Origin of the sequence: Solibacillus sp. FSL W7-1464 (genome assembly GCF_038004425.1) — a bacterium.
In the GTDB taxonomy this organism is placed as follows: domain Bacteria; phylum Bacillota; class Bacilli; order Bacillales_A; family Planococcaceae; genus Solibacillus.
Genome location: NZ_JBBORC010000001.1, coordinates 402,734 through 416,181, shown reverse-complemented (window position 1 = coordinate 416,181; position 13,448 = coordinate 402,734). Strand labels below are relative to the sequence as shown.

13 protein-coding genes are annotated in these 13,448 nt (G+C 40.3%); 3 read left to right on the top strand and 10 right to left on the bottom strand.

Annotation, left to right across the window (positions count from 1 at the left end; genetic code table 11):
- Nucleotides 1-114: 114 nt before the first annotated feature.
- The 4 genes from MKZ25_RS02035 to MKZ25_RS02020 form a co-directional block, all read right to left on the bottom strand.
- Nucleotides 115-747 (bottom strand): 3-oxoacid CoA-transferase subunit B, encoded by a 633-nt coding sequence (locus MKZ25_RS02035; protein WP_445326847.1) that lies wholly within the window; start codon nucleotides 745-747, stop codon nucleotides 115-117.
- Nucleotides 747-1,445 (bottom strand): CoA transferase subunit A, encoded by a 699-nt coding sequence (locus MKZ25_RS02030; RefSeq protein ID WP_340799919.1) that lies wholly within the window; start codon nucleotides 1,443-1,445, stop codon nucleotides 747-749. Before MKZ25_RS02030 ends, MKZ25_RS02035 begins: the two co-directional genes overlap by 1 nt.
- 108 nt (nucleotides 1,446-1,553) lie before the next feature.
- Complete coding sequence (locus tag MKZ25_RS02025; RefSeq protein WP_340799918.1) at nucleotides 1,554-1,763, bottom strand: phosphomannomutase; 210 nt, start codon at nucleotides 1,761-1,763, stop codon at nucleotides 1,554-1,556.
- 373 nt (nucleotides 1,764-2,136) lie between these two features.
- Entirely contained in the window at nucleotides 2,137-2,763 is a 627-nt protein-coding gene (locus MKZ25_RS02020) for a general stress protein (RefSeq protein ID WP_340799917.1), read from the bottom strand.
- Nucleotides 2,764-3,039: 276 nt separating this feature from the next.
- Between MKZ25_RS02020 and MKZ25_RS02015 the strand changes: the two genes are divergently transcribed.
- Nucleotides 3,040-3,459, top strand: coding sequence for an MFS transporter permease (locus tag MKZ25_RS02015; RefSeq protein ID WP_340799916.1), 420 nt, complete (start codon nucleotides 3,040-3,042; stop codon nucleotides 3,457-3,459).
- Nucleotides 3,460-3,519: 60 nt separating this feature from the next.
- On the opposite strand, the gene MKZ25_RS02010 is transcribed toward MKZ25_RS02015, so the two are convergent.
- The 4 genes from MKZ25_RS02010 to MKZ25_RS01995 form a co-directional block, all read right to left on the bottom strand.
- The gene (locus MKZ25_RS02010) at nucleotides 3,520-4,047 is read right to left on the bottom strand and encodes a hypothetical protein (RefSeq protein WP_340799915.1); all 528 of its coding nucleotides are present in this window, start codon (nucleotides 4,045-4,047) and stop codon (nucleotides 3,520-3,522) included.
- Nucleotides 4,048-4,169: 122 nt separating this feature from the next.
- Nucleotides 4,170-6,143, bottom strand: coding sequence for a methyl-accepting chemotaxis protein (locus MKZ25_RS02005; RefSeq protein ID WP_340799914.1), 1,974 nt, complete (start codon nucleotides 6,141-6,143; stop codon nucleotides 4,170-4,172).
- 211 nt (nucleotides 6,144-6,354) lie between these two features.
- The gene (locus MKZ25_RS02000; RefSeq protein ID WP_079523800.1) at nucleotides 6,355-6,918 is read right to left on the bottom strand and encodes a nitroreductase family protein; all 564 of its coding nucleotides are present in this window, start codon (nucleotides 6,916-6,918) and stop codon (nucleotides 6,355-6,357) included.
- Nucleotides 6,919-7,101: 183 nt separating this feature from the next.
- Nucleotides 7,102-7,596: an amidase domain-containing protein gene (locus MKZ25_RS01995; protein WP_340799913.1), complete on the bottom strand. Its 495-nt coding sequence runs from the start codon at nucleotides 7,594-7,596 to the stop codon at nucleotides 7,102-7,104.
- Nucleotides 7,597-7,739: 143 nt separating this feature from the next.
- Between MKZ25_RS01995 and MKZ25_RS01990 the strand changes: the two genes are divergently transcribed.
- Nucleotides 7,740-8,762 (top strand): DUF2804 domain-containing protein, encoded by a 1,023-nt coding sequence (locus tag MKZ25_RS01990; RefSeq protein ID WP_340799912.1) that lies wholly within the window; start codon nucleotides 7,740-7,742, stop codon nucleotides 8,760-8,762.
- A gap of 20 nt (nucleotides 8,763-8,782) precedes the next feature.
- Complete coding sequence (helD, locus tag MKZ25_RS01985; RefSeq protein ID WP_340799911.1) at nucleotides 8,783-11,005, top strand: RNA polymerase recycling motor HelD; 2,223 nt, start codon at nucleotides 8,783-8,785, stop codon at nucleotides 11,003-11,005.
- A 281-nt stretch (nucleotides 11,006-11,286) separates the two neighbouring features.
- Here helD and MKZ25_RS01980 read toward each other — a convergent pair whose 3' ends face one another.
- Both MKZ25_RS01980 and MKZ25_RS01975 read right to left on the bottom strand, forming a co-directional pair.
- Nucleotides 11,287-12,021, bottom strand: a complete 735-nt coding sequence (locus MKZ25_RS01980; protein WP_340799910.1) for a LytR/AlgR family response regulator transcription factor — start codon at nucleotides 12,019-12,021, stop codon at nucleotides 11,287-11,289.
- Between the two features lie 5 nt (nucleotides 12,022-12,026).
- Nucleotides 12,027-13,325 (bottom strand): sensor histidine kinase, encoded by a 1,299-nt coding sequence (locus MKZ25_RS01975; RefSeq protein ID WP_340799909.1) that lies wholly within the window; start codon nucleotides 13,323-13,325, stop codon nucleotides 12,027-12,029.
- Between the last annotated feature and the right edge of the window lie 123 nt (nucleotides 13,326-13,448).

Here is a 13,448-nt window from a genome sequence, read left to right as displayed (position 1 = left end):
ATCTCTCGGGTCGATATCCAATAGATGCTAAATTAATGAATAAAGCAGATTAATAGTAAACCACAGAAAAGGAGCAAAAGAAGTCTATTACAAGACTCTCTTGCTCCTTTTTCATTAAATAGCGACTTCAAACATAGCCTCTGTTTTTTCCTGCACTTCCTCCAGCGTCACTCCATCCTGAAGCTCCACCAGCTGCATCTGTCCATCTTGAAAATCAAAGACCGCCAAATCGGTAATTAACCGGTGAACAACACTTTTGCCTGTCAACGGCAATGTACATTCGCGTTTTACTTTCGATTCACCGTACTTGTTCGTATGTTCCATAATGACGATGACCTTTTTCGCGCCGACAACTAAGTCCATCGCCCCGCCCATCCCTTTTACTACTTTTCCTGGAATCATCCAGTTGGCCAAGTCCCCCTCTTCCGAAACTTCCATGCCACCGAGAATCGCCAAATCAATATGCCCGCCGCGAATCATCGCAAAGCTTTCCGCACTATCAAAAAATGTCGCACCTGTTTTCGCTGTCACTGTTTCCTTCCCGGCATTGATCAGGTCTGCATCGACTTCTGTTTCTGTCGGGTATGGTCCAATTCCGAGCAGTCCGTTTTCCGACTGCAGCATCACGTTATAATGCTCCGGAATTTCATTTGCGATCAAAGTTGGCATGCCGATACCTAAATTGACATATGTTCCGTCCTGAATTTCCTTCACTGCGCGTCGGATAATTTTCATGCGTGCATCCATTATGCTTCCTCCCTTACAGTGCGGCGTTCAATGCGTTTTTCAAATGACTCGCTATGGATAATATGCTGTACATAAATGCCCGGCAGATGAATTTCGTCCGGATCGAGTTCGCCTGTTTCGACAAGCTGCTCCACTTCGACAATGGTCACTTTACCTGCTGTCGCACAAAGCGGGTTAAAGTTGCGCGATGTTTTACGGAACACGAGATTTCCGGAACGATCCGCTTTCCATGCTTTCACAAGCGCAAAATTCCCAGTAATCGCGCGTTCTAGCAAATATGTCTTGCCGTCAAACTCCTTCGTCTCTTTCCCCTCAGCAATTGGCGTACCAACACCTGTTGCCGTATAAAATCCTGGTATGCCCGCACCGCCAGCACGAATGCGTTCAGCTAATGTGCCCTGTGGAGTCAACTCCACTTCTAGCTCACCATTTAAATATTGCTGTTCGAATGTTTTATTTTCCCCTACATAGGAAGCGATGATTTTTGTGATCTGCTTGTCTTGCAAAAGGACGCCGAGCCCGAAATCATCGACACCGCAGTTATTGCTGACAACCGTCAGATTTTTTGTACCTTTATCTTTTACCGCCTGAATTAGATTTTCCGGAATACCGCATAACCCGAAGCCCCCCACTAATAATACAGCTCCATCGTCTATTGCCTGAATCGCCTGTTGTACAGAAGCTACTACTTTGTCCATGTCCTTATCCCCTTTCACATCCATACAAAATATTCTACAAAAAGACGAAATTCCCTTTAAAAATCTGTTTTTCTATTGTGGTTTGGCGGTTTGGCTGGCATGGGCTTTCTAATAAATTTGAAAATGTTCTAATATATTTTTATTTGTTCTAATAAATTGCCGATTTTCTAATATATTCCCGAGATGTGCTAATAAGTCCGCGCTTTGTTCTAATATCTCCACCACATTTGCTAATATACTCCGCCGTTGTTCTAATATCCCGTACATTTGTTCTAATAAAATCCGATTTCCTTCTTCCGCTGTCCCTGATGCTGGCAAAAATACAGTCTTCTTGCCACGAATACACCGATCTTCTAATAATCTCCCCGGACTTTCTAATAACGCCCTCGCTTCTTCTAATATCCCGGTCATTTGTTCTAATATAATCAGCCCCCGTCTTCCCCCGTACCTTTTCAGATCAAAAATATAGTCTGCTCTGACTCATTTTCTAAAAACTGCCCTCGTTTTTCTAATAACCCTTTCATTTGTTCTAATAAAATCAGCCCCCGTCAATCCCCGCATCTTTGCCGATTAAAAATACGGTCTACGCCGGTTATTTTCTAATACTCTCCCCGAACTTTCTAATAAATTCCTGCTCCCCCATCCCACATAAAAAGCCAAACCGCCCTTAAAGAACAGTCTGACTTTCCTGTTAATTTTGTTTATCATGCGGTGCCTGATAAATGCCAAGTTCCTTTGTATTCGGGTCGCGAACAATGCGCTGGTCGTCTTGTAACGGAATAATATCCGGATCATCGATATCACTGCTGCGGCCAAAATCTCCTGCAACCGTTGTATTCGGCAATGTCTCATACTTTTTCTCGGGCTCAAATGGGACAGGGCGTTCATCCATTACCTCTTTGTTAATGAGGTTTGAGGGATTGGAGCGGTTCGTAATCCAATCATCGAGAGTGTGACCTGTCCAGTCTTCTTCATCGAATGGATCGGTGCCTGTTATGAGCAGTTTCCCGCCATCTTCAATAATTTTTTCGTATTCCAGCCGCTTGTTTTCCGGTAAACCGAGGCGGCGAATTTTCTCTTCTATTGGCGATTCCTTCGTCAAAGCTGTTTTCAATATACTGCGGACACCATTCGTTGTAATAAGCGACACTTGCTGATCACGTGCAATCGAGTGGAATTCGTCTACATCCTTTGTTAAAAGATAAATATGTGTCCCTTCCAGTTCATTATCCGGTCTGCGTAATTCCTGGAGTTTTTCTAGCAATTCCTGTTTCGTATAGGCAACATCAATTTTCTGTTTCGGCTCATCAAAAAACATTTGCATCCCTCCATTAAATTATTCGTAAGTACCTTTTCCCCATCTCCCCCATCCAAAACTTATTTTGAAATAGCATACAGGCGGTAAACTCCCTTTCCCATTAAAGAAAGAGACGTTTTTTCGCTCCGTTTGTTTATTTATCTACTCAAAAGTGCTGACTTCCCCTCTCCACTCAACACCTTGAAATATTCTGTTGATTGCTTCCTATACCGGTTCATTTTAAACTAATTACAGTAATCAACAAGTTGTTCAATACTTTTTCAGGAGGAATTATATATGAATAAAATATCGAAAATAATTTTAGCTGCTTCACTGGCCATTATTGCATTTATGATCGGAAAAGCGTTTATTTTAGATGAATCCAGCAAGATGTATTTGGTCATCTTCGTTTTTGTCGGATTAGGTTTAGCTATGCTGCGCCTCTTTATTAATGGAATGATAAAAAAGATGAAAGGTAAATCTGTCGGAGTAAAAGTGTTATTCTTTGCCGTTCTTCTCGGCTGTGGTATTCCGTTTCAAAACTGGTTCCGTACAGACATTCTGCTTTCGATGAACCGCGACTATTTAGTCCCTTGTATTATCGTAACTGTTGCTAGTGTATTTTTCATGACGGTTCTTTCCGGCGTAATCTCTCACCGTAAACGTGCACCAAAGCCAGAAGAAATCTCCGTTGAAGAAATCGAAATCGCTATTTAGTAACAGCAAAATCCCGTTACAAAGCTAATAAAACTTTGTAACGGGACTTTTCACATTGCATCAGGTTAATGTTTCAATTTTTTCATAAATTTCTTTCAGCATAATATCATAACGGTCACCATTCAAGTAAAAATTAAAAACATCGACATCACATTTTATCTCTGACAATTCATCACCTACTAGAATTTCATTATGTAAATAAAGCGTTGAATGCGACCCGTTTATCAGATTTTGAAAGTGCAGTGTATCGTAAGTTATGTTCTCTTTCGTAAAAGCAAAATGACCTTTCGCTGCTTCATAATAAACAATCGGGATGATCGCATCTTCATATACCTTAATATATTCATCCCTGGAAGCTTGTCCAAAAACAGTTGGCGTTATAAAAAGTGCATCAAATTGTAAAGTTGAATCCGTAACCGCTTCTTCAAGAGCCTCGAATGTAATTTCTACAATTTCTATATTGGTATTGTAATGATCTTGAAACTCCCCTAAAACAGCAATTTTTAACGGCATCCCCTCATACGCGACTATTTCCTCCGAACACCCTGCCAATAATAGAAGCCCGAGCAGAAATAATACTTTTTTCATTTATATCTCATCCTTTCTTAGATGAATTGTATACCAGGTTAGTCTCAATCCTCGCAAATTATTCGTCAGGGAATAATTAAAGGAGCTGCCGACAAGATGCGGCAACTCCTTATACATAAACATCACACTTTATATTCTTTTACAATAGCATCCAACTTCTCGGCCAGTTCAGCCAACTGCTCTGTCGTTGCCGCAACATTTTCCATTGTGGCACTTGTTTGAACGACTGTAGCCGTCGTTTCTTCTACGCTGGCTGTAGTTTCCTCTGTAATCGCTGAGATTTCCTGCATGGAATCATTAATATCCTGACCTTCTTTTCTCATCGTTTGTAGCTGAACAAGCACTTGCCTCATAAACTGGTCCATTTTCAGTACCGATTGTTCGATTTCCCTGAACGTTTCGGCAGTATGTGCAAGCTGTTTTGAACTTGTTTCAACTTTCGTAAAGCCTTGCTGTAATGAATTGCTTAATTCATTCGTTCCGTACTGAATGGTTCCGACAATCGTTGTAATTTCTGTTACCGAATTACCCACTTGCTCCGCGAGTTTGCGTACTTCTTCGGCTACAACGGCAAACCCTTTACCATGTTCACCTGCACGAGCAGCCTCGATTGACGCGTTTAATGCAAGCAGATTCGTCTGATTGGCGACATCTTCAATAATTTTCACAAACGAAGAAATTTGTCCGACACGTTGGCCTAAGTCTCCCATCTTTTCAATTGCCGTATGCATCATGTCATGAATTTGTTCCATCTGTCCATTTGAAGTTTCCATCATTTTTGTTCCTTCCGATGAAAGGGAAAGAACGTTTCGCGATAGCGTTTCAAGCTTTGTTCCTTGCTCGGTCGTTTCTTTCAATGTTTCAGAAAAATCCGTTACCGCTTCATACACTTCGGCAATTTCATTCGTTTGAGTCTCTATCCCGCGCGACAGTGCTTCCATCGTTTCGGCAATCGCCAAAGCACCTGTAGAAACTTCATTTGTCGACTGGGCAAGCATTGTACTTTGCACTGTCACACTGCTTGATGCCAAGGAAACTTCCGAAATTGTCCCATGCAATTGTTCCTGCATCACTTTCATATCCGTCATTAACCGGCCTATTTCATCTTGACGAATATGATCATCCATACGCTGCGTCAAATCTCCTTTACTTAGCATATGCATCAGTTGCGATGTATTGAGAATAGGCTTTGTTAATGAGCGACTAAAGAACAAGGCAACAAGAACAGATAGGATAATGGTGGTGATTAAAATCACAGCACTCATATTGATCATGTTAACCATCGCGGTTTGCGATTTTTCTATATTTTGTTTGAGATGGATCCCGCCAATAACCGAAGTAGCTGCCGGGTCTCTCATTGGTAAAAAGCTTTCGATTATTTGCTCGTCGTCATTTTTCAATTGGCTCGACTTTCCGGCCAATACATCCTCAATTGTCTTACCACTTAGCTTTGTACCGATACTCGCTTCTTCTGAGGATTCGACAATTTCACCCTCTCCATTCAGAAGTTGAAGTGACATACCCGGGAATAATTTTTGCACTTCTGCAATAAATTCATTGCCAAGGCCTATTTGCAATGTCCCAGCGATTTGCCCATTCACTTCAACCGGTGCAAATGCTCGTACAGCCAGACCGCTTGAGCCATATTCAAATCCGCTGTACACCTTTCCATCAAGTGCACCTTGGATTGCTGGAATATCGGACTTGTCATCCCCGAACTTTGCAGGATTATGGCCTCTTAAATAAACCGTGCCATTTTCATCACCAAGCTCCATAACGGTCAGCTTATGCAGTGCATTTAATCTTTTAAATAATACCTCTCCTACAGATTGAATAGCATCCCGGTCTTTATTCGTCAACAACTGCTGAATTTCCGGATCTTTTGCATACAGCTCGACTAAATGTTGAAGGTCGGCTGCCGTTGTTTCGAAATATTCGGAAACACCTTGTTCGATTTCTTGTTGCTGATCAAACTGAGCGTCTTCGAAGCTGGTTGATGTTGCAAAATAATTATATGTAACTATCGTTAAAACAGGAATAATTCCAACTAATAACAAGATTATCATTAGTCGGGTTTTTAAACTTTTAAACTGCATAATAACTCCTTTGGTGAAATCTTTCCATATCAGAATGAATTCCTCATTTATTATTTTCTATATACAGCATTCAATTCTATTATGTAATTATCTCGAATTCAAATTAATTAATTGTAAATTATTTTACATAAATGTCATAATTAATCACACATGTTGGTCCCCATAAAAAAATGCACAAGGAAATCATCGTTTCCTCATGCATTCAATCCTATTATTGACCAAATTCCGTTACAAATTCCGAAAGCTCTTTACGTACTCTTACATTTGGCACATTATCGTAATAACCGAACTGGAACATCGAAATAACACGTTCATGTGGCTGTGCGTTTAATGCTTCACGGAATTTCGGGTTGTCCAGGAATCCCGGTGTTTTCCAGCACGTGCCAATGCCTTTTTCCCACGCCAGCAGTTGCACATTTTGTAAATAGCAAGCGGCTGCCGCGTAGTCTTCCAGTCGTTCTTTTTGACGAACATCTTCTGTCACAAGCACAAATGCGTACGCACCGGCCAATGTGAATTTTTTCATTTGAATTTCAAGCGCATCTTCCGAAAGCTCCTGCCATTTCGGAACTGCCAGGTCTCGAAGCAGTTCATGCACTTTTGGCAGCTGCTCCTCTGCACCTACTACAATGCGCCATGGCTGACGGTTACCGTGATTCGGTGCCCACTTTGCATCATCCAAAATTTCCATTACCGCCTTTTTGTCAACTTGCTGTCCGTTAAACAGCTTAATCGAACGGCGTTGCAATACTGCGTCTCTTACTGATAAAGTCATCGCCAAATCCTCCTTCAATTACTACTATTACATTAGCATGAATAATCTATATTTAATATATTACACTGAGGGAATTTATTAAAAAGACTCATTATTAGTCAGGCTACCACAATATGGTACTCCATCAGCTTTAAAAAGTGGAAAAACTCCGCTTAGTTCACCTCTCCTCCCCCATAAGCACCCTCAAAATTCATCCGCTATATGGAAATAGTAATACTGCATGTTCGGGGTATAGGCTGTGGAATCTTCATACGTATAGAGGCGGTCACTGCTGTTGGATGTATGGGCATTTACATACGGAACCCCCTGCTTGATGCGCGTCACAATTGTACTGTGATCGATACGGCCATCCCCCGTAAAATCATAAAAAATAACATCCCCAAGCTGCAGTTCACTAGCCGAGTTTACCCTTGTCGCGCGTAAGCCCTGCGTGGATGTCTCCAAATACCAGCGAAGAGAGTGTGCAACAGACCAGCTATAACTCCAGCGCTCCGGTTGCCCGATCATCCACCAGCCTTGCCCCCGATTCGGTGCCCCCCGCATTGGAGCCCCTCCAGCACGTAAACACTGGGAAATAAAATTCGTGCAGTCATCCCGAAATACCGGATATTCCGGGTTAAAGCTGTCCCACCATCTATTTGCATAAGCAACAGCAGCATCCCGATTATAAGTAGGCAACGATCTTCTCCTTTTTTCACAGCGTATGTCGAGTACTTTCTAATTATGAAAGTGTTGTGAATGTAGAGCAAAAATCCCCTGTTTTTGTAAATGTCTGCTACAATTATTTTATCGGAATTATGAAATAGTTAGGGGGAATTATGATGACACAACATGCAGAAAGGGAAATTTTTCTTCCTATAGCCCTTTGCGATAAAAAAGGGAATCTAAATCCGGAAGCAATCGGTTTTGCAAGAAGACCTATTATCGACAGTAATTTGTCAGGGCATTTTATGCGCAAGAAAAAATGGAATTACTGGTGTGTATATGGCGAGGAGATTTTATTTTCCGCGACAATCAGTCATATGGATTACGCGGCTGTATGCTTTGTTTATTTCCTCGAATATGAAACACAACGTTACTTTGAAAAAACAATTTTAATTCCGCTTGGGGCAAAAGTAAAAATGCCGACACAAGTACTGGAAACAATTCACTACAAAAATACTGAAATGTCCATTCAACTTACATACTTCAACCGCGAGACCCATTTAACAGTAACCGCGCCTGATTTTGATGGTGACCCTTTACACGCAGAGCTCACAATAGCACATCCGAAAGACGATGATTCCCTCAATGTAGTCATTCCATGGAATCGACGTACATTTCAATTTACGGCGAAACATCACACATTACCAACTTCGGGAACGGTAAAAATCGGAAATCGCACCTTTACGTTCACACCGGAAGAAAGCTTTGCTGTACTCGATTACGGCCGCGGTGTTTGGCCACGTGAAGCAACATGGAACTGGGGCATGGCTTCACAGCGCGTTCGTGGTCAGCGGATCGGTTTAAACTTTGGCGGTAAGTGGACGGATGGGACAGGCATGACCGAAAATGCCATCTTTATCGATGGTCAAATGACGAAAATTCATGAAGATGTTCTGTTTCACTATGATCGCACTAATTTCATGCATCCGTGGACGATCAAAACGAAATTTAGCGGTCGCGTCAACTTAACTTTCACACCATTTTTTGAACGTGTGGCAGAAACGAATGCGAAGCTCATCGTTTCCTCTGTTCACCAGATGGTCGGATATTACGATGGATTTATTCAGCTCGATGATGGCAAAACACTGCAAATCCAGCAAATGCTTGGCTGCATTGAAGAACATGTTGCAAAGTGGTAACGCGTTAGGGGGAAATTTTAATGACAGCTCAAGATTTTAAGCAGGAACAACAGCGCCTGCACGAAACGATCCATTATATGGACCAGATTTTAAATAGCTCAAAAAGAGATATTGAAACGGCACAGGAAAATATCCGTACTGCGATGGCCAATGTGGAATATTTGGACTCCAGTGACAGCTTCCTGAATATTTTAATGAATACACGTTTTTTCGAACTTGCCCGTAATCAAAAAGAAGGTTTGGAAGCGATTCGCCAAAAACCGTATTTTGCACGAATCCATTTCCAGCGTGAAAACGAAAACGAGGAGTTTCTTTATATCGGAAAGACTTCACTTTTCCATAGTGAGACCCATGAACCGATTATCGTTGACTGGCGCTCCCCTGTCGCAAACGTCTATTACGATGGCCGCCTTGGCGATATTTCTTATGATGTCCGGGATGAAACACATTCCGGTCATTTGTTTGCCAAGCGCCAATATAAAATTGAAAACGGCAAGCTGATCAATTACCGTGACGTCGATCTAACAACAAATGATGAACTCCTGCAAGAAGCGCTTGAAGGAAAAGCCGATGTCCGGTTAACTGAAATCGTCTCTACGATCCAGAAAGAACAAAATGAAATTATTCGCGCACATCTTCGTCAGCCAATCCTTGTACAAGGTGCAGCAGGTTCAGGTAAAACAACGATTGCCCTGCACCGGATTTCGTATTTCCTTTACACTATGGGCGAGCATTTCAATCCCGAACAGTTGATGATTCTTGCTCCAAACCGGTTATTTATCGACTATATTGCCGATGTATTACCGGAGCTTGGCGTCGATAAAATTTGCCAGACAACGTATGCGCAATATGTGCTTGATGCACTGAATCTGAAATTAAAACTGCAAAATCCGAATGAACAACTCGAGCAGCTCATTGCGAACCCTTCCGTACAGCAAGAAAATGCCATAATTTCAAAAACAAAAGGCAGTCCATTTTATGAGCTTATGATGAACCGCTATATCGAACACCATGAACAGCAGCTTGCCGCATTGTTTGATGATGTATTCATTGAAAAATACCGCATTATGAAAGGCGAGCATTTACGAAAGCTGTTTTTGGTTGAATTTCATTATATGCCTGTCGAGAAACGGCTTGAGCGTATTAAAAAGGTAATTCAAACAGAGGTGAAGCGGAAAACGGCAGCTGTGCTCTCGACACTGAATACGCGCTATGAAGATGCAATCGGCCGTGCACTGAATGGCATGCGAGATGCGGAGAAACGCCGTCGTACAGTAACAAAACTGATCGATGAACGGGATGCCCGCGTTCCAAAAATTAAACAGGAAGCAAAATCCGTTGCAACAGTCTATATGATGAAATTTATGAAAGTGAAAGTGAAGCAGCTGTACCGTGAGCTTTTGACGAATCGTAATTTATTGGGTGAAATTGCTCCTGAATGGTCTTTGGAAGAAATCGCACATTTTATAAAAGCGCATCAGAAAGAACGTTGGGTCTTGGAGGATTTGGCGGCCCTTTACTTTTTACAGGCCAAGATTAAAGGCATTGATGACAAATGGAAAATGCGCGTTGTTTTTATCGATGAAGTGCAGGACTACAGCTATTTTCAGCTTGCAGCACTAAAAGCAGGCCTTGAAACGGATATGTTCACAATGGTTGGAGATCTGGCACAAGGAATCCACAGCTACCGGTCACTGACAGACTGGCAGCCCGTGCTCTCTCTATTCCCGCGCGCAACGTATGCTACTCTTCAAAAAAGCTACCGGACAACCATTGAAATAATGGATGTCGCCAATGAAATCCTGATGCAAATGAATGAGGATTTACCGCTTGTTGAACCGGTTGTCCGTCATGGGAAAGTACCGCAATTTATCACCGCAGAACATTTTGATGCCGCTATTATTCAAGACGTGCTTGTAAAAATTCGCGACAATCAGCATCAATCCATTGCACTCATTTGTAAAACAACTGAGGAAGCGGTTCAGTTAATAGAACAGCTTGAGGAGTCGGATATCCCTGCTCAGCTGCTCGATGAAAATTCAGCAATCGACCAGCAAAAACTTCTTGTCATCCCAAGTCATTTGGCAAAAGGTTTAGAGTTTGATGCGGTTATTCTGACGTCATTTGACACACCGTATGATGACAACCCTCTTGACCGGAAACTGCTGTATGTTGCCTTAACCCGTGCCATGCATGAGCTTTATCTGATCGGTCCATCGAAAAAGGCTTTTTTGATGAAGTGAGTGAAGCAACATGCGTCTTTTTCTTCAAAGATTAAAGAGTGTTCTCATATAGTTTCTTATTTAATTCCAATATATTTTGAAGAAAGCCGCATAGCAGCAATAAAGGCACACCGTAAACGATGCGCCTTTACTGCTGCTTTTATTGTGGCATGAGAATTCGCTAAATCTATTGTGCCCTGCTTTATCCCGTTACGCTATAAAGTCGGCGCTTACAGTGGCAGACGCCGTAACTACGCACAAAGAGGCCATCTTCATAAATTAAAAATTTAATCAAAATCCCTTCAAGTTATAACAGTTTCCTTCAATAAACCTTTAATCAGCCTTGCGGATGCATAGCAAATTTCACCATTATCTAACATAATAGATCTTTCTTTTGAATCAATGTTTGTAATCTTACTTTTATTCACTATAAAAGATTTATGGCAGCGGTAAAGATCGGGATGTAGCCCTTCATAATTTTTTAAACGACCGTAAAATTCAATATGTTCATTTTCCAAATGCAATATCACTTTATGCGAATCCGAAGATGCTTCGAAAAAGTAAATATTTTGGAAATCGATAGTATAAGTACGTCCCGTAGTTTTGATCTGCAGTTTTTGAACGCTTTCTTGTTCGCCTAATTTTAAATAGCGTCGATGAGCTTCTTTTAAAGTGGATAGTATCTTTTCCTTTAACGTATTCGTATTGTCTTTAATAATAAAATCTAATGCTGCCAGTTTATAGATAAAGGTAAGAAAGCTCATTTCAGCATGTGTTGTAATATACACTAAGCTAGCAACTGGATCATCCTCTCGAATTTTGCTTCCTAATGTAATCCCAGTAATTTCGTCTTTTAAATCTATATCCAAAAAATAACAATCCGCCTTTTCGTTTTCTAAAAATGAGACAACATCATGTGGATTCGTAGTTGCAAGTACTACTTTCATGCCGTTATCTTCCATCATGGCGAAGTTCTCAATTATTTCTTTCGTTCTATCCAATTGAAATCGATCATCTTCACAAATAACTATATCCATCTAATCTACCCCTTTTTAAACTCAATTTCCTGAATAAAATAAGGCGGGCTAATTTTTGTGTTTAAACTAACATTTTTTAAATTGTTTTTCATTTGACGTAAATTAGCTAAGCCCAGTCCTCGATTTTCTCCCTTTGTTGAAAAGCCTTCTTTGTAAATTTCATGTACTTTTATATTTGTTGATTCATTAAATTTGTTAGTTACGACTAATAAAATCGCATCTTTCATATGAATAAAGGCTGCACGTACTTCTCCATCTTCAGTTTCTCTTGCTGCTTCGATTGCATTGTCCAGCAGAATCCCTACCATACGGTTTAAAACAATTGGGTCTACCGGGATATCAGTGATTTCTTCCACAATCTCAATATGAAACGGAACTTGGTGGGATTGAGCTTGTAAAATCTTTGTCGTTAATAACCCTTTTAAACTATTGATTTTCAGGTTATTCAATACCATCATCGAGTGCTGATTCAACTGTTCCTGATGACTCGCTTCTAATATGTATTCGTAAAAATATGTATGGAGGCCATCATAGTTTTTATCATCAATAAAGATACGTAAAGAAGTTAAAATATTGATGTAATCATGTTTAAACTTACGCATATCCTGATTAATTTGTTCAAGTGACGCTACATATGATTCAAAGTTATTTATCTGCTGTTCACGTTGCTCCATTTTGAATTGTTTAAACGCAAGAAAGACAATGGTAGTAATACTGATTGTCAGTATCGCTACATAAGTTAGAAACATTACCAAATTATCCTGGACGCTCTCATTAAAATTTCCATGGTCAATTTTCATAATATTGATATACATAAAAACTACTGCAACAAAACCAAGGAACACGAGTATATAAGAGACAACACGGTGGAATACCCACCTATTAATTAAATTTGCAATGCGTTTATAACAAAAAGCAAATAGAATGCCCAATAGGATGAATAATGATATATAGCTGAATAATGTCAGTTGATCATTGCCGATTCTACCAAGCAAATGAAAAGTCACTATACTTGAAATATTATCTGAAATGACTAAAAAAATAAGGGCTACTAACGAATGGAAAATATGAATAACTACTCGGTTTTTCCGATAAATCATCCATGTGAAAATGGCTAAATAGTATAGAATCGATATTGCACCAATAAATTGAAACAATATAGAAGTAGGTAAAAATATAATTAATACAATCGTGAGTAATTGTTTTTTTGACCATGACAAGTCTAATACATATGTGTTAAAAAATAGTAGCATCAAGTATTGAATAAGAAATAATATGATTGCTTCAATAGTTAGTCCGTCCACTCATTTACACTCCGTTATAAATTTACTTTATATCCATTATATACTAATACATGAAATTAAAAAGTCTTCCCGAAAGCTGGTTTAGCCTTTGAGAAAACTCTTAAAACGTTGCAAAATATTGGA

Bases quoted from the DNA above. Each gene is read 5' to 3' on its own strand.
- MKZ25_RS02035 (WP_445326847.1), bottom strand. From the start codon at position 747: ATGGATGCACGCATGAAAATTATCCGACGCGCAGTGAAGGAAATTCAG.
- MKZ25_RS02030 (WP_340799919.1), bottom strand. From the start codon at position 1,445: ATGGACAAAGTAGTAGCTTCTGTACAACAGGCGATTCAGGCAATAGAC.
- MKZ25_RS02020 (WP_340799917.1), bottom strand. From the start codon at position 2,763: ATGTTTTTTGATGAGCCGAAACAGAAAATTGATGTTGCCTATACGAAA.
- MKZ25_RS02015 (WP_340799916.1), top strand. From the start codon at position 3,040: ATGAATAAAATATCGAAAATAATTTTAGCTGCTTCACTGGCCATTATT.
- MKZ25_RS02010 (WP_340799915.1), bottom strand. From the start codon at position 4,047: ATGAAAAAAGTATTATTTCTGCTCGGGCTTCTATTATTGGCAGGGTGT.
- MKZ25_RS02005 (WP_340799914.1), bottom strand. From the start codon at position 6,143: ATGCAGTTTAAAAGTTTAAAAACCCGACTAATGATAATCTTGTTATTA.
- MKZ25_RS02000 (WP_079523800.1), bottom strand. From the start codon at position 6,918: ATGACTTTATCAGTAAGAGACGCAGTATTGCAACGCCGTTCGATTAAG.
- MKZ25_RS01990 (WP_340799912.1), top strand. From the start codon at position 7,740: ATGACACAACATGCAGAAAGGGAAATTTTTCTTCCTATAGCCCTTTGC.
- helD (WP_340799911.1), top strand. From the start codon at position 8,783: ATGACAGCTCAAGATTTTAAGCAGGAACAACAGCGCCTGCACGAAACG.
- MKZ25_RS01980 (WP_340799910.1), bottom strand. From the start codon at position 12,021: ATGGATATAGTTATTTGTGAAGATGATCGATTTCAATTGGATAGAACG.